The following is a 23988-nucleotide window of genomic DNA, read 5'->3' as shown; positions in this document are numbered from 1 at the left end:
TAATACCTACGGTTATCAATCCTTGGTTTTTCCGTTTTTCCCGATTCTGCCCGATTCGAGAAGATTAGGAAACGATTTTTCAATCGGGAAAAGGGTCATGAAATCACCTTTACACACGATTTCTACCTCAAAAACTCGTCTTATGAGCGTCATAGAAGCTGCTGTCAAGGCCGGCAAGGTTTATATAGAGACTTACGGCTGCCAAATGAACGAATACGATTCCGGGATCGTCGCTAGTTTAATGCAAGGCGCTCAATATGAAACGGTTTCCGATCCTGAAGAATCCGACGTCATCTTTTTGAATACTTGTGCGATCCGCGAGAATGCGCACGCTAAAATCTACGGTCGTTTACAAAGTCTAGGCTATTTAAAAAAAAGGAATCCTTCCCTTGTGATCGGAGTTCTGGGTTGTATGGCTCAGAATCTCGGTGAGGATTTGTTCCATCAGGAACTTCCTTTGGATCTAGTGGTCGGACCGGATAATTACCGCACGTTGCCGGACTTAATTTCCAGGATACGCACGGGGGAACAATCCGTTTCTCTAACTCGTCTTTCCAAAATCGAAACCTACGACGAGATCGAGCCGAGGGTTGTAAACGGGGTTCAAGCCTTCGTTACGATTATGCGCGGTTGCAATAATTTTTGCACTTTTTGTGTAGTTCCTTATACAAGAGGCCGGGAAAGAAGTAGGGATCCGCATTCGATAGTACGGGAGACTAGAGATTTAGTCGCCCAAGGCGTAAAGCAACTGACTCTTTTAGGTCAAAATGTGAACTCTTACAAATTCGAAGATATCGACTTTGCCGGTTTAGTAAGATTATTGTTAAACGAAACGGAAATCGAGAGAATTCGTTTTACGTCGCCTCACCCGAAAGATTTCCCCTTGCACTTACTCGAGTTGATGGCGGAAAATCCCAGATTTTGTCCGAATATACATTTACCTCTTCAATCGGGGAATACCGAAGTCTTAGCGAATATGAAACGGGTTTATTCTCGGGAAGAATTTCTGGATGTCGTTGATCGAATCCGGGGTTATGTTCCGCATGTAGGATTGACGACAGACATCATAGTAGGATTTCCGGGAGAAACCGACGAGCAATATGAAGAAACACTCGATGTCGTTAGAAAAGTCGGCTTCGATATGGCGTTTATGTTTAAATATTCCGAAAGAGAGGGGACGATCGCGCAGAAGCGTTATCCGGACGATGTTCCCGAACAAGTAAAAGGGGAACGACTTACGAAGTTGGTCGATTTACAGACCACGATATCTTTGGAACAGAATCAGTCGAGGATCGGAAAAACATATCCTATTCTAATTGAAGGAATATCGAAGAAATCTTCTAACGAAGTCTGCGGTAGAACTCCTTGCGGTCGCATGACTGTTTTTCCGATCCCTGAAGGCGAGGATTCCGAATCGATGATAGGTCGGTCCGTTTCGGTTACGATCGTATCCGCTACAAGCGCTACCCTAAAGGGAAGGATCCTTGCTTGAAAAAAACTTCCCCTTCACCAAAGGGGAAAGGCGCTTCGGCCCAATCCTCTGCAAATAGCAAGGCTCGTACTACCCGAAAGGGAAGTACGGAAGTTTTCGGCGTAGAAGCAAAAGGCAAAGTCAGACAAGGTACGGACCTCCGTTCCGTTAGAGTTCATAGCATCGCCGATCTTCCTCCCGGATTTTATGTTCATACGGATCGGGAAAAATTTTGGCGGTGGATTCCGATCTTGGATCGGTATATCTTATCGGAGATCGTTCCTCCGTTTTTCGTATCCCTTCTATTTTTCACAACCGTCTATATGGCTCTCGCTCTTCAAAAGATGATCGGTCTTTTCGTCGGGAAAGGCGTGGATCCACTTCGCTTATTGGACTATTTCGGTTATCTTCTGGGAAATATCATGCCGATGACCATCCCAATGGCCTGTCTTATGAGCGGGGTTATGGCTGCCGGACGGTTATCCGGCGATTCCGAAATTACCGCAATTCGCTCTGCCGGGATTAGTTTCTCCAGAATCTACGTCGTGTTTCTCATTTTCGGAACTGTCATGGCGCTTGTGGTCGGTTATCTGAATTTTTATCTTTCTCCCGAAAATACCAGAAAGATGGAGGAATTTAATAAATGGGTTATGGCTTATAATCCTCTTCTTGCCATGACTCCGGGGCAATTCAGCGGAGATAAAACGCAAGGTCTTTTCGAGGAAAAAGGACGGACCATGTATACGGAAGGAGTGAACGCCGAAACCGGAGAATTAAGCGGGGTTCAAATTCGGGAATGGACAATCTCTCTCGAAGGCGACGAATACTTTTACATAGGTACGACGGCGATTCCAATGGGCGGCTCACGCCTTTCGCAGATTATTTCCGCTAAAAAAGGTACCCTTGTGGAAAAAATGGGACCGAACGGTGAATTCGAAAAATCGATCCGATTGAAAGGCGGTTGGATTTTGGAATGGAATCAAGATAAGAAAGGATTCTCCGTATATGATTTACGCAACGGGGAAATGGATTATAACATTCCCAAAAAGGAAGAAAAGAAAACCTTAGAGCTGAACGTAAGTCCGGAAACATTCACGATGCCGGTATTGATCTCTATTCGAAACAGCATTGAAAGCGAAGGATTGGAGAACATTCCCGGATTAGAAATTTTGCACGAAATGGGATTGTCCATAAAAGGGATCGGGGGTCTGAAAGCGATGGTAACTCAGTTGCAGATCGATGTTATTCAAACCGCACAGGATCCGACCATTTCCGCTTCCGAAAAGACTCAGAAATTTTCGATTCTGACTCAATTGGACGCTTTACTAAAACAATCCAAAAAGGTACTCGCGAAATTTAATGTGGAGATCCATCGGCGGATTGCGATGCCGATCTCTTGTTTAATTTTTTCGATTATCTCTCTTCCGCTCGGTTTAGTGGTGAAACGTTCCGGAAAAGGGATGAGTTTTACCATGGCAGTGGTTTTGATCATAATATATTGGGGTTTATTCACCGTCGGTAGTAACGTCTCCGATAATAGTAAATTTCCGGTTTGGCTCGGTCCCTGGGCCGGTAATATCGTCGTTACCATAATTAGCTTGAATATCATGCTAAAGAGAACGGATATGCGATTGCCTTTACCCGTTATGAAGTTTTTTGCGAGAATCGGGGAGAGACTTTCTCCCGTCTCCGATTTCCTAACCAGGAGTTTCGGGTATTTGGAACCCCTAAAAACGAAATTGACAGTGGTACTCAAGAAATTATCTTTATGGAGAAACCGGGAAGGAAGGGGTTAGCCTTGAGCCCGGCAGGATCCGAAAATTTCGGATTCCGTCATCTTTAAGACGCGCGCATAGGGGGCAGTCGGCTTTGAAAACCGCAAATATATGGCATATCACCTCCGGAGCGGAATTCCCCGTCCATATCTGGAAGCATCCCCGTATCAATATAGAATTGCGCAAAGTGATCCTCAAGGATTACAAAACGATCGAATTAGATCCGCAAGATATCAATGTCTTCTATGTAAATACCCAGATCAAAGAATGGAATGAAATTAAAGACGATTTTTTGAAACGTTTCGAATTGCATCCGTTCGTTGCCTTAATTATTATCGTTTCTCCCGATGCCGAGGAAATTTTTCCGAAATTGTCTCCTAAGGGTAAATCGGAGGTCTTAGAAAATCCGGTTCAACCTAGGACTCTACGCATTATTTTGGATAGAGTCATTCAAACGGAATTCTTTAAGCTGATCGCTAACGAAATCGGTAATAGCTGCCTGGCAAATGTAGGCTTCTTTGAAGGCGTTTTCGAACTGGCAAATAAAGAATACCAGGATGCGCATAAAGCGAATGCCGCCTTACATGCTATTTTAGAATTTGAAGCCAAGATAAAGAAGAATAACGAAGACATCAATAAGGCGATCGAGAGAGTCAACGAGCTTAAAAATCAAGAACTGCTTACCTTGCATGAGCGTTTGAAAGTTTCGGAGATTATCGACAATCTTAAAACGATGGAATTGAAACATGCGTTGGAGTTGAGAAAAGCGACCGAGCGCGCACTCGAATATTCCAGTATCGAAGAGATAGAAATGAATCGGATTCTGGAAGCTCAAACGAAATTATTCGCGTACACCGAACAAGAAATACGAGAGTTAGTCGAAGAAAATAAACGACTTCGTAAGGAATTGGGTCTTCCCGAGCATACCTGATCTGGAAGAGGCGCTGCGAGTCGTTAATCCCGCGCAAGCAACTCCATTACTTTTTTGAATTCGTAGGAATTTTGACCGTATTTAAGTTCCGCGTAAAGAATTCCGTGTTTTCTTCTTAAAGATAGATAAGATTGGGCGCTATCTTCATCCTTACTTTTCTTGGCAGCTAGATAGAGTCTTTCATAGCAATGTGCGAGAAGTTGATGGGGTTCCGCCTCTTCGTTGAATTTCGGGTCTAAGTTAATGTATTTTTCCAGAAAACCGGCCGACTGAACGAAGTTTCTCATCGCATATTGGTGCTTGATCAATTCTCGGTAGACGCCCGCCTGAATCTCCAAAAAAGAATTCGTTTGCTTCACTTTCGGGTTTTTAACTTTATCAAGATTTTGTGATGCCATTGCGAGCAGGCTAATCGTCTCCAGTCTGGCCCGAGCAAGATCCCGATTCACGACTCTTTCGAAATTTTCGAGTCTTGTTTTTCTTTGCCAATCATATCTTTCGGAATCCAACGATTTGGCTTCCTCTTCTCTTCGTCTCCGATCGATTGTGGAACTGGATTTTCTAAACGTATCTAACGCCTTCCCGAGCTCTTCACCTGCCTTCTTTATTAAGGATTTTGAATTATCTTCGGAGAAATTGCCGAGAAAGTCCAAATCATGAAACTCTAAAGGGTTTTCACTCCAGGGGCCTTCGCTCGCAGACTCAGGAATAAGCATTTCCAGCCTTTTTTCGGGGAAGCGATCATGCGGATCGGTTTCCCCCAATAGACAAAACAAGGGTGCTATCAGGATGAGAATGAGGCTTTGCTCTTTATTGGGAAAGTTTAGCGAACTAAAAAAGCGCATTCATAAATAAGATCGGCGCCTAGAGGATAAACATAAGCTCGAAACTATGTTTCCTAGTATTTTAAGACGATAAAGGTTTCGGTTGAGTCTTCCATCTACGGTGGACCCAAAAGTATTGTTCGGGCGATTTCCTGATCTTCGTTTCCAATACTTTCGTCCAGATCTCGGTTGTTCTTTTGATCATGTCCTCCTTCGTTTCTTCCGGCAACCTTTCCGGAATTCCTAAATCTTCGCAGCTGATTTCGAATTTTCCTTTGCCCTTGTATTCAGTGGTATAAAAGACCAGCGGGACTTTTGCCATGTAGGCCATCACCGCCGGGCCTTGGTGCGTCGAGGCGGGCCTGTTTAAAAACCGGATGAAAATCCCGTTATCTCCCGCGTTTTGATCTGCGAAGAACGCCAGCCAGTATCCTTCTTTTAATTTACGAAGAACTTCCGTCGGTCGATCGATCGGAATCGTGGCAACCGTACCGGCGTTCCGTCTTCTCTTATCCACCCAATTGCTGACATAAGGATTTCTAGCCGGTTTGTATAGAGTACCCACCTTTGAAAGTCGAAGTGGCATATAAACTGCCATACTCTCCCAATTTCCTATATGACCCGAAACGATCACTACACCGCTGCCGGTAGCCGATATTGCTTTCTCGATTTTTTCGGATTCCTTATCGTAAGATATATAATTTTCATACCAAACTTTCGGATTTCTTTGCTCGTAGAAAAAACAACCGAGAATTACGCCGAGAAATCTAAAATGCTTTCGTACTAACGATAATATTTCTTTATGCGTCAATTCCGGAAATGCGTGAGATATATTTTGGTAGGCTATCTTGCGATGCTTATAAGCTATCGGATATAGTAGCAACATTAATCCCGAACCCAAAACTATGCATACTCTGTAAGGCAGGAATGAAAATGGAAAAAGGACCGACCGCATGATTAGGTAAGAAACGAAATGCTTAAATTGCGTTATTGATCTTGCTTCGAATTCGTTTGCCAATTGATTGATTTCACTCACGGCTTCTTCCAATTCTAAAAACGAAGAAACGAGAACAACTATTTTGCAGTTTTTTTTCGTTAGACCTGGGTTCAAAAATAATATAAGGAAAGTATAATTCTCTGTAAGGAGAATGATCGGTAGCTCTTGACCTCGGTCTAATCAAGGCCTCATTAATGAATTTCTTCGTGTCGAAAAAGAAATTAATCTCGTTCTAATCGGAATGGTTTCAGCGCTACTGGTCCGAGTTAGCGTAGTAAATGAGAGAATGAGTTTGAATCGAATATTATATGGAAATAATATTTTGATTTATATTATCGGTGAACGTTTTACGACTGTGATTTTCAATTCAGCCGGAGTGGTGGAAATTCAGGTCTTCGTTTGTCCGCCGATCCGCCTCCAGGCCATTCTATTTATAGATTAGTTCGGAGAAGGATTCTTACTGGAATCCGAAGAGTGATAACTTTGTAATTGGTTTATGTTTGAACGCGCAACAGGCAATGAATCGTTTTCCGCATTCAAAGATGACTAATCCGAAATCGAAAGACCTTGGTTGAGACTTAAAAAAATGATTCCAGGAATGAGAGGCGGCGGAGACCGTGAAATGAAGAGGAAGATCCGATGCAAACTGCCAATGTCCCCGAGACAAAAAGAATTGTTTTAATAGCGCATGATAATAAAAAGCAGGACCTTGTCGAATGGGTCCTGCTTCATAAAGAAGAGCTTCGCCGTCATCATTTATACGGTACGGGAACTACGGGAAAAGTGGTGCACGAAAAAACCGATCTTCCGGTTCACAGATTTCTTTCGGGTCCGCTCGGCGGAGACCAGCAAATAGGAGCGAAAATCGTCGACGGTGAGATCGATGTTATGATTTTTTTCTGGGATCCTCTTACGGCTCAACCCCATGACCCGGATGTAAAGGCGTTGCTTAGGATTGCAGTCCTATATAATATTCCCGTTGCAAACAACAGAATTTCCGCGGATTATTTGATTTCTTCTAATTTACTTTCCTCTTCCTATAGAAGAACTTCCATCGATTATAAAACGGGGCTTCCCATTTATTGATTTTGCCCGTTTCGTTTTGAAGGAAGAGAGCAAGCCGGTTAATATTTTAACGTCCATTAGAAGTGAATGCCGCCCTATAAGCTTCCGGTGGGCAGGTCAGGAATGTGCAGGAGGAATTTCCGCCTCCGTCCGTCGTCCATATCCCCGTTGAAGTTAAATCCGAGCATGAAATCTTATATGAGTTTGACTTTCCCGTTCCGGTCGAGATACCTTGGCAGGTCCCTACTGGAATGTCGACATAGCAAGAACAGTTCCCTTGAAACGCCTGCGTATTAGTGCAATAAACGCAATCGGCTTTAAGGTTTTGATTCGCGATCAACGACATCAGGGATTGCCTTTGATTGTCTTTTCGTCTCTTCTCGGCTGCGGGGTCGCTGCTGCAATTAGGTAAATGCAGTAGGAAAATCAGTAAAATTATAGTTCTAAATAGCATTTCTTTTTCTCCTTAATTACTTATTAGTGTGAATGGAATCGTAGTCTTGAAGGTAATATTTGTACCGGGATTTAGGGCATAATCCTTGTATCTGCTTAGATTGCTTACGTATTCCTTATTAAATACGTTTAACACGGCTACGTCAAACGTCGCGGAATCGGCTCCTTGCGAAAGTCCCGGAATTTCGCCGCCAAAACCTAAATCGTAAAGATTATATCCTGCGGTGGCGGTTTCCAACTTATCCACTTTATATTGGGGCTGAACAAAAGTTCCATTCACGGAAAAATACGGGTTATCGATTCCAAAAAGCTTTCCCGTCGTAAATCGGGCTCCCAAGCGTCCTCGATTCGGAGTGATTCTGGGTAGATATTTACTACGAAGATCCGAAACGATCGAGTCAAGATCCGTGGCATTCGGATTTATAAATATCTCATTGGGAACATTTTTTTGAATCGTGGCTTGTATGATATCGATTCCTCCTGTAAATACCAACCAAGACGTTGCCTGAGCTTGCAGGCTGAATTCTCCACCTTGAAGAGTGGCTGCATCTTGACGGTATCGATAGATCGGCAACTTGGAATTGGGATCGAAAGCCCCTGCACTTACGGAGTATATATAATTATTGATTCTATTTCGGAAGACGCTAAATTCCGCTTGGATCCGATCGGTAGCGAATCGCACGGAACTATCGTAATTTAAGGAAGTTTCCGGATTTAGAGTGGACTTACCGACCTCGAATCTTCCGGTTCCTTCATGTACTCCGTCCGCAAAGAGCTCGAATGCGGTAGGCGCTCTAAACCCCCTACCTACGTTTACGGACCAAGCGAAGTTTTTTGCGAATCTCCAAACGGTGCCAAAGGTTCCGGTGTGCGCCGAAAAATTTCGAGTCTGATCGATGACGCTTAGTTGCGGATTGGCTTTGATATCCATACTTCTTTTGTCCATTCTGGCGCCTGCGGAAAAAGTAAAGTCTCCGACTTTCCATTCCTCAAGTAAAAAGAATCCTATATTGCTGAGCGAGTTACCCGGAATTAAGGGGTTTGTGCCGATCGTACTGTTTCTCTGTTGCATGCCCGAAACGCCGACCGTACCCTTGAGGCCTTTCCATTCCTTATGATGAACTTTTGCATCAAGTGTGGTCGTATCCAGGAATAGATTCAGTCCTTGTTTAACCGCGTTTTGGTTGACTTGATAGAGTGCATAGGCCTTACCGAAGGTGTCTACGCTTGGGTCCGTAAGCGTACTTCTTATCGGCATATATCTATTTTTGTCTTCGATTTCTCTTCTATTGTTTCTCTGATACCCGGCATCCAATTCTACATTCATAAAAGGTAATATGAAAAACGAATGAACGTGTGTTTTTTGGTGAGTTACGAGCTGATATCCTTTCGCCCCCGGCGACTCGTTAGGATTATCGTATAAATCCTGTTCTTGAAATCTTTGAAACGAATCCACATAGAAATTTCCCCAGGAACCGTCGGTTCCGATCGAAGCACTGATATTCTTTTCTTTGAATCCGGTATTGGGAAGAGTACCCTTCGGTGTGGTAATTCTTGCCGCTTTTCGAGTGTCCGTTTGGACTCGATAACCGAAATTAGCTTCTTTATTATAACCGAAAAGAGAAACGGAGCCTGCGTCCTGCCTATTGTTTGAAAAACTATTGGCCGAAACCGTTCCTCCTAAAAGCGGCGCTCCGTCCTTTGCCGTTGGTGCTTTGGATCGAATCACATTTACGACCCCGCCTAACGCGTCCGAACCGTAGAGGACGGAAGCCGGACCCCGCACGACCTCCATCCGCTCGATATTAAACGCGTCCAAATCGACGGTATGATCGTCTCCGAATTGTTGCTCTTCTTGACGAACTCCGTCAGTCATGATTAAGACTCTTTGGCCTGTCAAGCCTCGGATGACAGGCTTTGCAGTTCCGGCTCCCGTAGTGAGGTTTGCGACTCCGGGCGTATTATCCAATGCGGACATTACGTTTTGACCTCGCTGACGTTCCAAACGCCTACCTTCGATTACTGTGGTCGGCTGAGGGGCTGAAAGAAAATCGGAAGCGGCCGATTTTGCGGTAATATTAATCGCTTGTCCTTCTATTATGGAATTCTGAAGCACTACGTTTAATATCTTATCTTCGTCTTTTAATTCCACTTGCAAAGTGATCGGCTGATAATTAGGGGCTGCAACGGTTAGAGTATAACTTCCCGGAGAAAGATGCTGAAATTCGAATGTACCTTCGTTCGCCGTACGCGAATTCATCCTATTTTCTACCAGGAACACTCTCGCACCGAAAATCGGTTTTCCTTGCGGATCTTTTACGATTCCTTTTAAATTAACGTCAAGGGCAAGGAGTCCGGTTGACGGAGCGAGAAGAATAACTGTAAATAATAATACTAATTGAATATGATAAGATTTTTTCATTTTTCCTATTCCTTTTTATAAAGGAAAATCCGCATTTAGTGCGGTACATTAAGATTCGATAATGTTTAGGAGAAAAGTGGAGGCGCTCGTTCTCGGCGTGAATCGTATTTAAGGGGTTTTTTAAAAATAAATACAGGTTGGAGAAGCCGTTCGAGGCACATGACTCCAGATGTGATCGTCTGAGAATGCTTTGCTCGGAAGGAGGTCAGTTTGTTGTGGGAGCAAAGGAAGCAATGATCGTTCTGGCTAACCTGCGATTTTTGCTCGTAAGCAAGGTTCTTTTCTCGGTAGCCGTGTTGGTGGGATGAACTAAGATATAATCCGCCTAAGAAGAGAGCCAAAATGAAATAGGAAAAGCCCGAGCGAATTAGAATTCGCCGAGCCATATTCCGAATTGATTTTGAATAACTTAAGTCCACCGATTACCAATAATGATAACTCGTTATTAAGAAGCAAGTAAAAACCTATTTTAGCCTCGTTATCAATGCGCCTCGAAGCCCCAGGAATTTAAGGCGATGCTTTTTAAAAAGTGAGATCTCCAGATGAAATTGGCGAATTGCGCATGCGCGAACGTGTAACCATCGGGATTCCGCTCCGATTGCAGTAAAAAATCCCCACCCTGATTTGGGTGGGGGCCGGAGCGAAGCGGTGGAAAAATGCCTTATTTCATTAAATCGCCATTATAGCAAGGATTTTATATCCGTGGCGTTTGTTGGAGCTCCTGCTCGTTATTTTCTCTTAAGATGCCCGAACTACTGAAAATATATTCCAGTTTGAAAAGAGGAGTTCCGTTCGTCCAGTTGCGCATCTGCGGATTTGATAGATTTAGGAAGAATCGGTTTATTCGCTGCCAACTTCTTTTGTCTTATGCCAATAGGCTCTATTCCCGACGGCAAGAGTTCGCAGGACCTCATCGGTATTCTTAGGAATCGCCTTAGAGGTATATAGATCCGCTTCTTGCACGATAGCTTCTCCGACCTTTGCGGAAGAATTATACAAATATAGAGTCGAACCTTTAGCGATTCCGTCGATTATTCCTGCGTTGATTATGATCGAATCTTCTTTCACTCGATGCACTCTACCCATGGCAGGTATTAAGGATAGAAGTTTGTCTCGGCTGCGTAGAGTCGCTTCGGAAAGCGCATCGCGACCTTTCGCATAGACTCGAAACGTTCCTAGATTTTTTTCTTCTTTGCGGTCTCTTAAGGTCCATTCCATTCTTAGAGCCCCGTTTTTAAAGGAGAGTTTTCCGCTAGCTACAAATCGGAGCGATTCTCCCTTCACGGTTTTGATTTGGGAAAAGTTCTTCTCAGTTTTGATGATTGCTCCGGAATACGGTTCTTGGTCCAATCCTTCCTTCTTCCGAAATGAGTCCAGATCCACGGCTCTGATTCGAGGATCTTTGGAGAGGAAAGATCGAATTGCTTTTCCGGCAATTACAGGTGCGTCCGGGTGTTTAGATAAAAAATCCTCCGTCTCAAGATCGAAGATTAAAAGCTCCGGAGGAGTTCGGCCGTAGTCTTCTTCGATACCGAATTCTCCGATTTTGATCAGGCCTTCGCGATAGCTTAATGTCTTTTTAAAATTGTCTAGATTATTTTCGATCGCGTATCCGTATTTCTTATTATCCGGGAATTTTTCCCTCAATGTTAAGAGAAGGTTGAAGTACTGCGGGAATAAACCTCTTCTCTTATATTCTTCCAAAACTAGTACGAGAATTTCCGGCCGATTCGGGAGTAATTCTCTCGCTCGCATCAGATGAACCCAAGCTAGATCGTATAAGAAACTGTTTCGATTTGCGCGAAAACGCTGCAATCTATATTCTCCTAAAGTTCTGCGAGTATTGTTCCCTTCAGGAAGAGTTTCTAAGCATAACGTTTCGGCTCTCTCCCGTATGAAAGGGTCCAAATCGTCGAGACTAAGCAGACGTTCAAGGTCGGTCCGACCTTCTTTCGAGTTAGGATCTTTTTTAAGACGAGCAAACGATCGTAAATATAAATATTCGGTCGAAGTAGGGAAGAGAGTCAATAATCGGTTCAGAAATTCTTCCGCATCCATATATCGTCCGGAATAGATTCTCGTTTTAGCGAGTAATCTAAGCGCTTCCTCTTCATCCGGATAAAGTGCAACTGCCCGTTCAAGTTTTTCTGCCGATTCCTGAATTTTGGAATCCCTTCGATTTCCAGACAGTTTCTCCGACCAAAGGAGCAAAAATTTTCCGGACTCTAAAAATACGCTCGGGTCGTCGGAAGTTTCCGATTCCAGCTGACTTCTTAATGCCTGGGCCTTCGAAAAATTACCTCCGAGCGCAGCAACTCTCGCCTCCAGCATTCGGATTTCCCGATTTTTCGGCATTCGAGATGATGCGGAATTCAATTCGAAGGTCGCTTTCTCAGTATTGCCTTGTGCTAATTGAACTTCCACCAATACGGGAAATAAATCCGTATCGTATCGATCCTCGTCCAGAAACGGGCGAATCACGGTCAGCGCTTCCTCATACTGCCCAAGTTTGGAAAGCGTTACCGCCTTAGTTTTGACGGCTGTCTTATTTTTCGGCTCCAATTCTAAGACTTTATTTAGGGAACGTAGCGCTTCCTTTTCTTTATGAAGTCTTAATGCTGCCTCGGAAAGACCGAGATGGGATCTTACGGACTGCGGATTTTTTTGGATTGCCTCCCTAAATGCGTCGTAGGCATCCGCATAATTTCGGCTTTTTAGGGCGGATTCTCCTTCTTTAATCCATTCTATCGTTTCTTTGGAGAAGATAGGCGAAGCCCACGATAATACCAGGATCGATAAAATAGTAAATATATTATAAAAAAGAAATTTATCTTTTATTAAAATTCTCATGGGCTGAAAAATCCGGTTTCCGCTTTGCCGTTCGAATTTCTGAATACTGCTTCGACGACAACGGGGATATATACGTCGCCGCCGGACGAGTCGATACGGCTTTTGAATGACAGTAAATACCGCCGATCTTTTTTGGATTCCACCCAATTCCGCAAACTCTTTTCAGCTCCTCCTCCGGGGATCATTAAGAATTTCCCGCCGGATTTTTCCGCAATTTCTTTGTACACCTGAACCGATTCTCCCTCTTCCCCCAAACAGAGAAAGAAGATCGGAATATCGTGAGCTACGGCAAAGCGTATAATTTTCGTTGGGGAAAATTGCGTAAATCCGGCTTTCAAATCCTTGCCGGAAACGACGGCTAAGACCGCTCGAGGTCCGACGCTATCCAGCAAATCCGTAATTCCTCTCTGTAACGATTTACCGATTTGTGATTCTTCTTCCGGAGTAAAAGCTCTAATCGCACGAAAAATATCGTACATACTTTTTCCAAATGCATAAGCGACCTGAGTGTCTTTTCCGGATCGCAGAAGCTGAATCTTATCTTCGGAACGGATTTCCGATAGGAACGGTTTTAACGCTTTTTCAATCAGCGGGTATGATTCCGCGATTTGTTTGGAATTTTCCGTCACTATCGAGACCGTCACTCGATTATTATATTTCTGCATATTCGTAAGTCCGATGAGCGGAGAAAGGTTATCCATCTCGTAGATCCGAAAAGAATTGCGAGGTATGGCCTTTACTGCTGCGCCGTGGCGATCTCGGGCCTGCACGACTAAGGAAATATCGGGGTAATCGGAGCTGATCACTCTCTCGACTAACAGGTCTAAGTTGGATGCTAGCTGACCCTTCGGTGAAAAGATATCCAATCTATGTCGATTGAAATCCGTTACAAACATCGTTCCGGTATAATCGAAACCGATTCCAAAAGCTTGGTCGAAATTTCTGACGTTATTCTTCGAATCCCTGAAACTTTCAAAATTTGACCAATTCTTGGAAATTGAATCATAGATGAATAGGCCTGCAGCTTCGTCGGCTAAGTAAATTTTATTTTCGCGGATTGTCAGATTTCGGGGTTTTTTTAAAGCCGGATGAGTTATCTCTTTTAGATAATTTCCTTCCTTATCAAAAACGACGATCCTTCGGTTGCCCTTGTCGGCTACAAAGATCTCCCCTTTTGAATTGATTTTAAGACCGGCGGGTTGTCTTAAAATACCCTTTCCTATTTCTTGAAGAAAGCTTCCGTCCCTCGCAACTTTTTGAATTCGGTCGTTTCCCATATCCGAAACGAACAGATATCCCTCTCTCGTAAGAAAAATTCCCGAAGGTCCATGGAAATTGCCCGGCTGTTTTCCGGTATTACCGAACCGATTAACATAGCCCCCTCGAGTATCGAATTCGTAGATCATATCGCCTGCATAGTCCGCAACGAATATCGATTTTCCACGGACGGCAATCGCAGTAGGTCCTTGCAAATTACGACCTAAGGAACCTTTGAAATTATCGACCGGGTTTCCGTTCGCGTCGAATTTTACGATATTCGCGGTTTCAAAACTAGCGACGTATAAATATCCTTCCTCATCCACTGCAACGTCTGTCGGGTTCCGAAATCGAAACCTCCTGAGGTCGTCGCCATTAATTGATTTATAATATTCTAAAGTGTCCTTGCGATTGCTTCCGCCTAATTGGAATCTAAGAGCGTCCAATCTGCTTTTACGGATTAAATTCAGTTTCCCCGAAGTTTCTAACTGCTCTAATTCGGCCAAACTTTCCTGCCAATCCCCGCTTAGGTAATATGTTTCGGATAGAAAGAATTTAGCGTGTGCGAAATCGGGCTTCAAGGAGAGGGACTTTAGAAAGTTTTCTCGGGCGGCCGCGAACTCTCCTTTATTGTAATAGGCGAGTCCGCGTTTAAAAAAGGTTCGCGCTTCTTTTTCCTTAAGGCTAAAAAAGGGTAAGGATTCCGGCTGGAGCGGGCCTGCTAACAAAGCCGCTAATAGGAATAGCAGAAAGAGTCTTGGCGATAGTTTTCTCTCCATTCTATTCCTCAGTATTTCCGAGTGAATCGGTTTAGAGACATAATTTCAACCCCTTTTTCGAACTGTTTCGGTTGCTCGAACGCCTATTTATCCTATATCTATGAGAAACGCTAAAGCTAAGAGTCGGCAGGAGCTCCAACAAGTTTTGCAGGTAGAAAGGAGTTGCTTGGAGGTGAATTTTGTGACATACGGAATTTTCCACCGCTTCGCTCCAGCCCCCGCCCAGAAGGGTGGGGAAAATTCTTTCGGCCAATTGAATTTATAGAAGAACAACCGAGTCTGGAGTTCGTTTCATCGGTGGAAAAAGCCGGTTCGTCGGATATTTAAGGTAATCGGTTCCGGAACTTCACTGACACTCTTTCCCGGAGTTGAGCGGATTCTTCCGTCTGATTCAGCCAGACTTTTTTCCAATTACTATGCCATTCCGACCATTCATGGCGGATCGCACGGTTTTCTTCCAATTCGTCCTCCACTTCTCTCAGAATCCGATCTAGTAAAATTACATAATTTCGAAATCGAACGGCGAGGTCAGATTGCGGGGAGAACTCCTGCATATTCCTAGTATCGGCGAAGTTTGACATAGCTGCGTTACTTTTTTAAGCCCCTTTAGTCCGCTAATACAGCTACGTGAGCTTCCACACTTTCGGCCAGTGCCTGAAGATCATAACCGCCCTCGAGAAAGGAAAGTATCTTTGCCTTAGATTGAGACGCCGCCTCCTTGGCCAGCCGAGTAAATTCGGAAAAAGCGTTCGTAGAAAGGGACATACCACCGAGAGGATCTTGTTTATGGGCGTCGAAGCCTGCCGAAATCAATAGGAATTCCGGCTCGAATTCTAGAATCGAGGGAATTACCTTTTCTTGAAATTCCTGCAGATAATCCGAATTCGAAGATTCACGCGGCAGAGGAATATTAAGCGTAAAACCTTTCCCCGATCCCGAACCGGTTTCCTTTACGGACCCGGAACCTGGATAGAAAGGGTATTGGTGGAGCGAGGTAAAAAAGACCTTATCGGAATCATAAAAAATTTCCTGGGTTCCGTTCCCGTGATGCACGTCCCAATCCAAAATATACACTCTTCGAATATTCCGATTCAAGAGGTAATGCGCAGTGATCGCAATATTATTGAGTAAACAAAAACCCATTGCTCGACCCGTTTCAGCGTGATGGCCGGGGGGACGAACTAAGGCAATTCCGGAATCCAAGTCTCCGGATAGAATTTGTTTTGCGAGCGTTACACCGCTGCCCGCAGCCAGGAGCGCCGCTTCAAAACTTTTTGGAGAGAAGGGGGTGTCACCGTCAAAACCCCCTCTCTTTCCTTGGATGGCAACGAATCGTTCTTGATATGTCCTATTATGTGCCGGTAGAATCATTTCTTCGTGAAGTTTTTCGGGAGAAATATGCGTAAGGTTCCCAAAGTAAGATGTTTTACTTAATCGATCCATGATGGCTTCCAATCTTTCCGGTCGTTCGGGATGATAATCGCCGGTATCGTGTTGGAGGAAAATATCTTCGTATGCATATCCAAAATTCATTCGTTTCCTCCGGTTTTTTCCAGATACTAAACTGTTCCGGAAAAGATTGAATCGATTCGGTTCGATATTAAATATAAGACTGGAGTTCTACATTGCGCAAACCGTTTTCTATCCTTCTTTTATTCATTTTGATCTCGTGTCCATTATGCGCGGAGTTTACCTTACCGTTTCCTGAAAATCGAAAAACCAAGGAAAGTCAGGTCCACGTTCTTCGCGAAAAAAACGCTGCGCCTGCTCGATCTCAAAATCGAACTATCGAAAAGGAAAAACCGATTACTTCGAAGACGGTTGAAAAAGAAACTGTAACCGATACTACTCTCGCTTCTTCCGAGCCTAAGATTCCACGAAAGCTTAGAGTCCTTCGGCGAAACAACGAGAATAACGTCCATCCACCTAAGTTTTATCGAGGGATTTACATTCATAACTCGTTGATCTCGAATCAGTCCAATCGAAAGAAATGGGAAAATGTCCTATCGGAAGCTGCCGAAGCCGGCGTGAATGTTCTTGTCATCGATCTTCAATCCGCGACTCCTCCTGCGGAAGAAATCCGAAGAATTAAAGAACTCGGATTTTACCCGATTGGTCGATTAGTAAACTTCGACGGAGGCTTGAAAACGGAGTTTCCGACTCAGGCTCGATTGAATTCGATTTTATCTTATGTCGGAAAAGCCTGTGCTGCGGGGTTTCCGGAAATTCAACTGGATTATATTCGATATGCCGATGACCCGGAGATCAAGGTTCCGATCAAAAAGAAATATCAAAACATCGGATCTATCATAGGAAAGATTCGCAGCGAGGCGAACAAATGTGAGGATTTGCCGTATCTTGGCGCGGATATATTCGGTCGAATCCCATTCAATAAAGATGATCTAATCGGACAGAAAGTGGAAGTCTTTTCTCAATTAGTGGACGTATTGTATCCGATGCTGTATCCTTCGCATTTTTACGGCCAACCCGAACGAATTTCCAATCCATACAAAACGATTTATGACGGATTGACGAACGCTAAAAAGCGTGCCCTCCCGGAGACAAGAGTTGTCGGTTACATACAAGGATTCACCATGAAGATCGCTCATTCTAAAAAAACGTTAAAGGATTATGTTAAAGCGCAAATTGAAGCTAGCGTGGATAGTAAGAGTGACGGGTTTGTCGTTTGGAATGCGTGGAGCGATTATCGGGAAACTTTTAAAGCGATTCGCGAATCGGCAAAAGAGGGGAAACTGGACATCACCGAATAATATTAAGAAAACTTGATTTTTTAAGTATCGAAAAATGCCGTCGCTTTGAAGGAGGCGGCGGCATTTTTATCTTCGAAGGAAATTTAAAACCCTCTAAAAATCGGTTTTCTTTTTTCTTCGAGAGATTTGATCGTTTCTCTAAAATCCTTAGAGAGAAAATTACTCGCTTGTGATTCCGCTTCCAAGCGCAGAGCGGCATTTAAGGCTTCCCGATTATACGTGTTTTTCTTCAATTCGGATAAAGCTAAAGGCGCACTTTCGCTTAATGAAATAGCGATTTCGGTGGCGCGTTGCAATACTTCGTCTTTCGGAACGGAATCGTACGAAATTCCCAATCTTAAGCATTCTTCTCCGTTCAAAGTTTCTGCCAGAAAGAGAAGTCGATTGGACAAGGAAGTCCCGAATAATTCTCTTACAAGATAACTGGAGCCCATTCCTGGATGAATTCCCAATTTCACGAAATTAAATTGGTATTTACCTTCGGTAGCGAAGATTCGGATATCACAGGCGAACGTAATTGACAGGCCGGCTCCGACTGCATGTCCATTAGCGGCACAGATTATCGGAACTTGCAGATCGCGAACGGATAGAAAAAGATTATAAAATTCGAACATTTCTTTTTTGTTCGTTTCAAAATCCTTTTCTGCAAACGACTTCAGCAATTCGAAGTTACCGCCGGCTGAAAAAATTCCGTTTTTTCCGGTGATTACGACCGATCGTGGCGGACTTTTTTTCAATCTATCGATATGAGCTTTAAATTCGAGACCCATATCGCGGGTCATAGAATTCTTCGTTTCAGGGTTATTTAGATAAAGAATTTCTATTCGGGAATCGGCGGATAACTCCACCGTTTCGGCTTCGACTAATGCCATTAAACAGCTTCCTGCTTCAATTCAAAACTTTCATACCAAATTCTATCCGACACTGCAAGAGGTTTATTGCCTAATCCCATCTGCTCGAAGTAGTCCAAAAGAATTTCCAAATGAACATTCTCCTCATCCTCTAGCGTCCAGAAACTAGAATCGATGGAACGGGACATGATGGCTTGCCCGCGAACGGAATCGGTAAAATAGTCCGGCTTACCGGAAAAGATTAAATGGGCGGATATCATATCGAACCGAATCGTATCCACGATTTTAGAAAAATCTGCGTCGGATCTATCAAAGAAACGAGAGGCGACTTCCGTTTGAAAATAATCCCCCCAACTAAGGATGTCCGGCTCCACACCGATTCTACTTTTAATTTCGGCGAGTTTATCTTGTTCCAGGAACGGGATGCAGGCGAATCTATCCACCAATTCCTTTAGGGAAATCAATGCGAGAATTTTCGTGGCGGAAAGTTTGCCTTGGCGCATCATATCAAAGAGTTCTGGGTTGAGTTCGGACTTATTCTGTTCCATGCTATTTTTTTCGGCATGACCTGGAAAAACCCATCGCACAATTTCCTTCCTTTCTCCTTTCCACTATGTCCCATTGGATCGCTCGAAAAAGCGGGTCCTGGACGAGAAAGCGATGTTATCGGCTGGATTCGACTTCTTCAAAAGTCGAAAATATTAGATAGAGCTTCTTTAATTTTGGCGCATTATGGCTGTAGGTAGATCGGATAGTCTTCAAGAATTGATAACAATCCTGGAAACGATGTTCGGGGAAACGATCATCGGTTCCGACATCAATTTGGTTAAGCATCTATTTTACAGTTTAAAGGCGGACCAGCGCGAATTTCCATTCGATTACGAAGGGGATAAACTCAGTGCCGTAGTCGAGGAGATTGGAGAGGACACTTTAATCTTTCTCGTTCCGTATATACAGTCTAAGGGGATTTTACGGGCGAAGATCAGTTTCGAAATTTTGAATATTCTATATCAATTCGAAGTGGTGATTCTGCATTTTTGGGAAGACCATGTTAGAATAAAAATTCCCTCCGAATTGCAGGCGGCGGCGTTTAGACAAAATCTTCGGGTCGCCGTAGACGACTTATTCATGAACTACGTAATTCTCTACCGTTCCTTAACGGGGGGAGAACGGGAACTAGGTAAGAATCTTTACGTGGAACAAAGGTTCTTTCATTTAATGAAAGAAATTAAAAAAGATCATCCCAGTCTAAAACTGATCAATCTGATGGCTACCGATTACATCTTAGGAGTTTCACGCGATTATGAGATCGAGTTTTACGGTCCTGGTAACGACGGCGGCTTCTTGGGCAGGTTCATTAAGGAATTCAATACGACGGTTTATATTCCCGACTGTTCTTTGATCATGAATTACATCGGAGAAGGAAAGGAAGAGGGCCTTGAGAATTTCCGGGCGGGATATCTTCGAATGGTTCAAGCGGAAGGGCAGGCTAATGCGGACGCATTTTTTCGGGACATGCAAAAGGAGGAGGTCCGCAACTTTATGATTTCGTACGTTGTCACGCCTGTTAGGCTCTTCAACGACGTCATCGGTCATATTAGAGTCTTTTCCACCGCCATGGATAAATTCTCCATCGTGCTTCAGCAGGCTTTGTACATTCAAGAGCTTGGCGAGATTTTAACTTACGCGCTTACGAAAGTCTATATTCGTCAGGAAAATTATAAAACCGCCAGGGCGGCTACAAAGATTCTTGATATCAGTATGAATGGACTCCTTTTCGAAATAGAAGAACTTCGAACCTTTAATTACTTAAAAAAACATAATATCATTAAAATGTTTGTTCCTATTGCCGAAAGGGATCTGGTTCTTAGGGGAGAAGTCGTACGATTTTTGGCAATCTCGGAAAATCGATACCAGCTCGGAGTGAATTTCTTCGATTCCAATCCGGACGATATGGTTTATCTGCAGGACTATATTTTCAGCAAGAAATTAAAAATCCTTTCAGAATAAACATCCTTTCCCTCCAATCCGAACCGTCCCATAGGGTCCCCGGCTCTCCGAGGGAAAGAGATGTCTATTCCGATCATGATTTTTACCTTCTACTAGCGAATCTAGCCCGAATACATTTGCATTCTTAATGAAGCTAAACTCATTCAAGTAGAGTTGCGAATACTCGGGTCTTATATATCCGTAAGAAGAAAAAGCGGTCTTCAATACTCTCTGATTACCTTCCGCTACCTGGTTATGAACTCATTCTTGCTCCAACGATTGCGAGCCCATCTATATCGATTATCTTTTGATCTGGCGGAATGATTAACTGAGCAGTGATTCTCATCAATACCGTAGCCTCGTCGCATAAAATCGGACACCTTTTTCACTCAAAAATCCAGGTAGAGAAATCGATGAACAAGAAATGGAAATGGTCCGGACCCCAGTATGTGAATCCTTTTTGATTTCCTCAACAGGAGAGATAGGATATAATTACTTTTCTAAATTAGAAAACTCCGCTCTGAAACGGCAGTTAATGATGATATAGAAGTATATTATAATAGACAGAAATCAAATTCTTTCGTAGTTTATGCGGGCTCTGCCGAGCTTGAAGAAAATGTTGCTTAAAAAGTGTACACTAAAAAGTAACTAGGCTAAAAATGAAACTGGCGCCGGGCAGCTACAGCATGAAATTTTATTTTCAATATTTGTTTGAGCAGGAGTAAGTATGCAGATTGCAAACCCAAATACTATCGGCAACCAGATAGATATTCCCGAAAATACTACTCTTGTTAGTACGACAGATGTTTCGGGGAAAATAATAGAGGCAAACCATGATCTGCTTAAGTTTAGCGGATATTCTAAAGAGGAAGTGATTGGGAAAAATCACAATATCATGCGTCATTCGGAAATGCCCGACGCGGTGTTCAAGGAAATGTGGGCAACGATTCTTTCCGGAGATCCTTGGAATGGGGTTATCAAAAATAAAGTAAAATCCGGCAACTATTATTGGGCGTATATGACGGTTACGCCAATTTTTGATTCGAATGGCAAAAGAATCGGATTCACAGCTATAAGAATAAGGCCAACGGAAGAACAGGTTGCCGCGGCAATTAGGAGATATAAGGATAAAAAAGGAGCAAAATTTGATATTCAGTGGATATTAAATCCAACGAAATTTTTACAAAGATATCGTATTAAGACAAAGCTTCTTTTCATTCTTATCTTAATGGCAATTGCGTTAGGGTCATTTTCATTAAAAATTATTCTAGATATAAACGAGGAATATTTCAATTCGATATCTAGATTGGAAGGTAGCGAATATAATCTGAAGCTTGCGGAATTGATGAGGCTCACCGCAAAACACAGAGGATTGGTGGGAAGATTTCTGGGGGGCGAGAGCGTAGTTTTGCCCAAAATTACGGAAATTGAAAATGAAATGAATGCGAGATATAAAGAATTTGAGATTCTTAATGATGCCGCCGGTAATAAGTTTCAGGCTTTCGAAAAAGGAAAATCGATCATAAGCGGGTGGGAGAACTTGCGAGACAATAATCGTAATCTTACGTATAGAGAAAGTTTTTCGAGACACGTAAAATTGATTCGCTTAATATTAGATTTAGATAGCTCGGTGGGAGTAGCTTCGGGTTTATTTCTCGATTCAGGAAAAGATACGCATTTCATGGTGGATGCCTCGGTGTCAAAACTCCAGAATCTTGCGGAAAGTCTTGGACAGTTGCGGGCTTACATTGTCCCGTTACTCGTAAAAGGGGAGAGTATACCTAATTCTGATAAATTAAAGATTAAGGAATTACTTGGCTACGCAGGAGGGTCCTTTGAAAATCTATCAAAGAATTTCGAATATATAGTTCAATTTAATCCGGATGAAAAAGATTTTGCATCGGGTTACGACGATACCGCCTTAAAAATAAATAAAATTACGACTCTTATTTCAGCAGAAATAATTGATACGAACCGACCTAAAATTAAATCCGGAGAATTTTTTGATCCAATAACTGAATGCATTGACAGTGTCTTTGCGCTTAATCAAAAGGTTGCATCCAGTCTTGCTAGAAAACTAAAGGTAAAGGCCGAACAATCGAAAAAAGATGGATTCATTGTTACTACTTCCGTCATTTCCATTCTTGGGCTCTTGATTTTATTTCAGGTTCTTACTATAAAAAGTATATTGGATGTCATTAGAGATAGCACAAATAAGATACGGCAAATTGTAAGAGGAGGAGGCGAATTAAAGGAGAATCTAGATTACGGAATAAATGATGAAATCGGCGGACTTCTGAAATGGATGGGAGTTTTTATTCTGAATTTTACTGAGATAGTATTTCTGCTAAGACAAGTAACGGGAAAACTTACGATTAAGTCGAAAGATGTCGCTGAACTCGTTAAAAAATATTCCAATGCCGCCCAGGACCAAGCCGCATCCTCAGAGGAAACCTCTGCGGCAACGGAGGAGCTCACGGCTTCTGTGGAAAACGTTCTCGGAAGTCTTACGGTTGAGTCAGGGCATTTGAAAGAAATAGGAACTGTAGTGGTTCAATTCCGCTCCGCAATGAAGGATGTAGAGGACGCCATGCAGGATATGAAACGGTTAACCGAAGAATTCTCAACGCAAGCGACCTCAGGCATGTTAAGTTCGAGAAAAACTTCAGAATCGATTCATGAAGTGAATCAAAAAGCCTCACGCATTGATGAGGTTGTGGATATAATAAACGAAATATCTGAGAGAACAAATCTGCTTGCTCTGAACGCGGCAATTGAAGCGGCGCGTGCAGGTGCAATGGGAAAGGGATTTGCAGTAGTTGCACAAGAAATCACAAAATTAGCGGATCAAACGGCTCAGAATACGCGGAGTATCCTCTCGCTTACTCTTGAAACAAAAAAGGCAATTGCAAATAGCGTTCAGATGGTGGAAGAAACGGAAAGCAGCTTTAGCCAGCTTCTGAATAACATTTCGAGGATACGCGATGCGGCAAATTTAGTAGGCGATGCGAAAGAAAAGCAAAGCCATGACGCGGACAAGATCGTAAATTCTATTCAAATGATTGTTGACAATTCACATCAAATACTTGATGCAGCAAACCAAGAAAGGATTGCCGCGACAGAAATATCTAAGTCCCTTCAAGTGATTGCTGCCGGAACTCAGACAATAGCCGATAGTTCGTTAACTCTTCTTGAAAATTCGAACGATGTCGAACAGATAGGAGAGAATCTTCAACAGGTAATCAATACTTACAAATTCTGAATCTACTCGTGTCCTATAAGAATTGGTAAATTTATAAAATAAAATCGTAATCGATATAAATTACAAAGAAAAAGATTCAAAACGATTGTGGAAATGAGAATCTGTCAGGGTTCATTAACGCCGATCTGTGGTGATCGAGCTTTGGCATTGGGATAAATGACGTGATTTGTTGATCACATTTTATTTAAATACTTCGTAAGATATAAGAACAATTTTAATTCCGGGCAGGCTAAAGATGGGGTGCCCTTTAAAAGTAATAATCCGAGAATTATGATTATTGAAGATTATGTA

General features: G+C 43.0%; 18 protein-coding genes and 1 pseudogene. 8 read left to right on the top strand and 11 right to left on the bottom strand.

The window, feature by feature from the left end:
* Positions 1 to 142 precede the first annotated feature (142 nt).
* From miaB to LEP1GSC058_RS06675, 3 genes are all read left to right on the top strand, one after another.
* A complete protein-coding gene (miaB, locus tag LEP1GSC058_RS06685) occupies positions 143 to 1492 on the top strand; it encodes a tRNA (N6-isopentenyl adenosine(37)-C2)-methylthiotransferase MiaB (protein ID WP_039948147.1) in 1350 nt (449 codons plus the stop codon).
* Complete coding sequence (locus LEP1GSC058_RS06680; protein ID WP_016548813.1) at positions 1489 to 3267, top strand: LptF/LptG family permease; 1779 nt, start codon at positions 1489 to 1491, stop codon at positions 3265 to 3267. The genes miaB and LEP1GSC058_RS06680 overlap by 4 nt, the downstream gene beginning before the upstream one ends.
* A 73-nt stretch (positions 3268 to 3340) precedes the next feature.
* Complete coding sequence (locus LEP1GSC058_RS06675; protein WP_016548746.1) at positions 3341 to 4177, top strand: hypothetical protein; 837 nt, start codon at positions 3341 to 3343, stop codon at positions 4175 to 4177.
* A 23-nt stretch (positions 4178 to 4200) separates the two neighbouring features.
* Here the strand turns inward: LEP1GSC058_RS06675 and LEP1GSC058_RS06670 are convergent, their stop codons facing one another.
* Both LEP1GSC058_RS06670 and LEP1GSC058_RS06665 read right to left on the bottom strand, forming a co-directional pair.
* Complete coding sequence (locus LEP1GSC058_RS06670) at positions 4201 to 5022, bottom strand: FcpA-related putative periplasmic flagellar protein (RefSeq protein ID WP_016548772.1); 822 nt, start codon at positions 5020 to 5022, stop codon at positions 4201 to 4203.
* Positions 5023 to 5083: 61 nt separating this feature from the next.
* A complete protein-coding gene (locus LEP1GSC058_RS06665) occupies positions 5084 to 6037 on the bottom strand; it encodes a lysophospholipid acyltransferase family protein (RefSeq protein WP_051133774.1) in 954 nt (317 codons plus the stop codon).
* Positions 6038 to 6290: 253 nt separating this feature from the next.
* Here LEP1GSC058_RS06665 and LEP1GSC058_RS20135 point away from each other — a divergent pair, with 253 nt between their 5' ends.
* Together LEP1GSC058_RS20135 and LEP1GSC058_RS06660 are read left to right on the top strand one after the other, a co-directional pair.
* Positions 6291 to 6440 (top strand): hypothetical protein, encoded by a 150-nt coding sequence (locus tag LEP1GSC058_RS20135; protein ID WP_156860662.1) that lies wholly within the window; start codon positions 6291 to 6293, stop codon positions 6438 to 6440.
* Between the two features lie 197 nt (positions 6441 to 6637).
* On the top strand, positions 6638 to 7084 hold the full coding sequence (locus LEP1GSC058_RS06660; protein WP_016548741.1) for a methylglyoxal synthase: 447 nt from the start codon (positions 6638 to 6640) through the stop codon (positions 7082 to 7084).
* Between the two features lie 46 nt (positions 7085 to 7130).
* Here LEP1GSC058_RS06660 and LEP1GSC058_RS06655 read toward each other — a convergent pair whose 3' ends face one another.
* From LEP1GSC058_RS06655 to LEP1GSC058_RS06630, 6 genes are all read right to left on the bottom strand, one after another.
* A complete protein-coding gene (locus tag LEP1GSC058_RS06655; RefSeq protein ID WP_016548887.1) occupies positions 7131 to 7517 on the bottom strand; it encodes a hypothetical protein in 387 nt (128 codons plus the stop codon).
* Positions 7518 to 7529: 12 nt separating this feature from the next.
* Entirely contained in the window at positions 7530 to 9938 is a 2409-nt protein-coding gene (locus LEP1GSC058_RS06650) for a TonB-dependent receptor (protein ID WP_016548823.1), read from the bottom strand.
* Between the two features lie 840 nt (positions 9939 to 10778).
* Positions 10779 to 12788, bottom strand: a complete 2010-nt coding sequence (locus tag LEP1GSC058_RS06645; protein ID WP_016548877.1) for a tetratricopeptide repeat protein — start codon at positions 12786 to 12788, stop codon at positions 10779 to 10781.
* Positions 12785 to 14824, bottom strand: a complete 2040-nt coding sequence (locus tag LEP1GSC058_RS06640) for a tetratricopeptide repeat protein (protein ID WP_016548786.1) — start codon at positions 14822 to 14824, stop codon at positions 12785 to 12787. Before LEP1GSC058_RS06640 ends, LEP1GSC058_RS06645 begins: the two co-directional genes overlap by 4 nt.
* A 323-nt stretch (positions 14825 to 15147) precedes the next feature.
* Complete coding sequence (locus LEP1GSC058_RS06635; RefSeq protein ID WP_016548896.1) at positions 15148 to 15405, bottom strand: hypothetical protein; 258 nt, start codon at positions 15403 to 15405, stop codon at positions 15148 to 15150.
* 25 nt (positions 15406 to 15430) lie between these two features.
* On the bottom strand, positions 15431 to 16357 hold the full coding sequence (locus LEP1GSC058_RS06630) for a histone deacetylase family protein (RefSeq protein ID WP_016548752.1): 927 nt from the start codon (positions 16355 to 16357) through the stop codon (positions 15431 to 15433).
* 92 nt (positions 16358 to 16449) lie between these two features.
* Here LEP1GSC058_RS06630 and LEP1GSC058_RS06625 point away from each other — a divergent pair, with 92 nt between their 5' ends.
* Positions 16450 to 17595: a putative glycoside hydrolase gene (locus LEP1GSC058_RS06625; protein ID WP_016548911.1), complete on the top strand. Its 1146-nt coding sequence runs from the start codon at positions 16450 to 16452 to the stop codon at positions 17593 to 17595.
* Between the two features lie 83 nt (positions 17596 to 17678).
* Here the strand turns inward: LEP1GSC058_RS06625 and LEP1GSC058_RS06620 are convergent, their stop codons facing one another.
* Both LEP1GSC058_RS06620 and LEP1GSC058_RS06615 read right to left on the bottom strand, forming a co-directional pair.
* Complete coding sequence (locus LEP1GSC058_RS06620; RefSeq protein ID WP_016548839.1) at positions 17679 to 18467, bottom strand: enoyl-CoA hydratase/isomerase family protein; 789 nt, start codon at positions 18465 to 18467, stop codon at positions 17679 to 17681.
* Complete coding sequence (locus tag LEP1GSC058_RS06615) at positions 18467 to 18994, bottom strand: hypothetical protein (RefSeq protein WP_039948145.1); 528 nt, start codon at positions 18992 to 18994, stop codon at positions 18467 to 18469. The genes LEP1GSC058_RS06620 and LEP1GSC058_RS06615 overlap by 1 nt, the downstream gene beginning before the upstream one ends.
* A 184-nt stretch (positions 18995 to 19178) precedes the next feature.
* Between LEP1GSC058_RS06615 and LEP1GSC058_RS06610 the strand changes: the two genes are divergently transcribed.
* Positions 19179 to 20456: a PilZ domain-containing protein gene (locus tag LEP1GSC058_RS06610; RefSeq protein ID WP_039948127.1), complete on the top strand. Its 1278-nt coding sequence runs from the start codon at positions 19179 to 19181 to the stop codon at positions 20454 to 20456.
* Here the strand turns inward: LEP1GSC058_RS06610 and LEP1GSC058_RS20465 are convergent.
* A pseudogene (locus LEP1GSC058_RS20465) lies at positions 20448 to 20791 on the bottom strand (transposase); the annotation flags it as partial. The gene LEP1GSC058_RS06610 and the pseudogene LEP1GSC058_RS20465 sit on opposite strands and share 9 nt — an antisense overlap.
* A gap of 371 nt (positions 20792 to 21162) precedes the next feature.
* On the opposite strand from LEP1GSC058_RS20465, the gene LEP1GSC058_RS06600 reads away from it, so the two are divergent.
* The gene (locus LEP1GSC058_RS06600) at positions 21163 to 23697 is read left to right on the top strand and encodes a methyl-accepting chemotaxis protein (RefSeq protein WP_016548748.1); all 2535 of its coding nucleotides are present in this window, start codon (positions 21163 to 21165) and stop codon (positions 23695 to 23697) included.
* The last annotated feature ends 291 nt before the right edge of the window (positions 23698 to 23988 follow it).

Source organism: Leptospira fainei serovar Hurstbridge str. BUT 6 (assembly GCF_000306235.2).
Classification (GTDB): domain Bacteria; phylum Spirochaetota; class Leptospiria; order Leptospirales; family Leptospiraceae; genus Leptospira_B; species Leptospira_B fainei.
Note: the sequence above shows the minus strand (reverse complement) of the source record. Positions and strands in the feature narration are given on the sequence as shown.

Bases quoted from the DNA above. Each gene is read 5' to 3' on its own strand.
- miaB (WP_039948147.1), top strand. From the start codon at position 143: ATGAGCGTCATAGAAGCTGCTGTCAAGGCCGGCAAGGTTTATATAGAG.
- LEP1GSC058_RS06670 (WP_016548772.1), bottom strand. From the start codon at position 5,022: ATGCGCTTTTTTAGTTCGCTAAACTTTCCCAATAAAGAGCAAAGCCTC.
- LEP1GSC058_RS06660 (WP_016548741.1), top strand. From the start codon at position 6,638: ATGCAAACTGCCAATGTCCCCGAGACAAAAAGAATTGTTTTAATAGCG.
- LEP1GSC058_RS06655 (WP_016548887.1), bottom strand. From the start codon at position 7,517: ATGCTATTTAGAACTATAATTTTACTGATTTTCCTACTGCATTTACCT.
- LEP1GSC058_RS06650 (WP_016548823.1), bottom strand. From the start codon at position 9,938: ATGAAAAAATCTTATCATATTCAATTAGTATTATTATTTACAGTTATT.
- LEP1GSC058_RS06645 (WP_016548877.1), bottom strand. From the start codon at position 12,788: ATGAGAATTTTAATAAAAGATAAATTTCTTTTTTATAATATATTTACT.
- LEP1GSC058_RS06640 (WP_016548786.1), bottom strand. From the start codon at position 14,824: ATGGAGAGAAAACTATCGCCAAGACTCTTTCTGCTATTCCTATTAGCG.
- LEP1GSC058_RS06635 (WP_016548896.1), bottom strand. From the start codon at position 15,405: ATGTCAAACTTCGCCGATACTAGGAATATGCAGGAGTTCTCCCCGCAA.
- LEP1GSC058_RS06630 (WP_016548752.1), bottom strand. From the start codon at position 16,357: ATGAATTTTGGATATGCATACGAAGATATTTTCCTCCAACACGATACC.
- LEP1GSC058_RS06620 (WP_016548839.1), bottom strand. From the start codon at position 18,467: ATGGCATTAGTCGAAGCCGAAACGGTGGAGTTATCCGCCGATTCCCGA.
- LEP1GSC058_RS06615 (WP_039948145.1), bottom strand. From the start codon at position 18,994: ATGGAACAGAATAAGTCCGAACTCAACCCAGAACTCTTTGATATGATG.
- LEP1GSC058_RS06610 (WP_039948127.1), top strand. From the start codon at position 19,179: ATGGCTGTAGGTAGATCGGATAGTCTTCAAGAATTGATAACAATCCTG.
- LEP1GSC058_RS06600 (WP_016548748.1), top strand. From the start codon at position 21,163: ATGCAGATTGCAAACCCAAATACTATCGGCAACCAGATAGATATTCCC.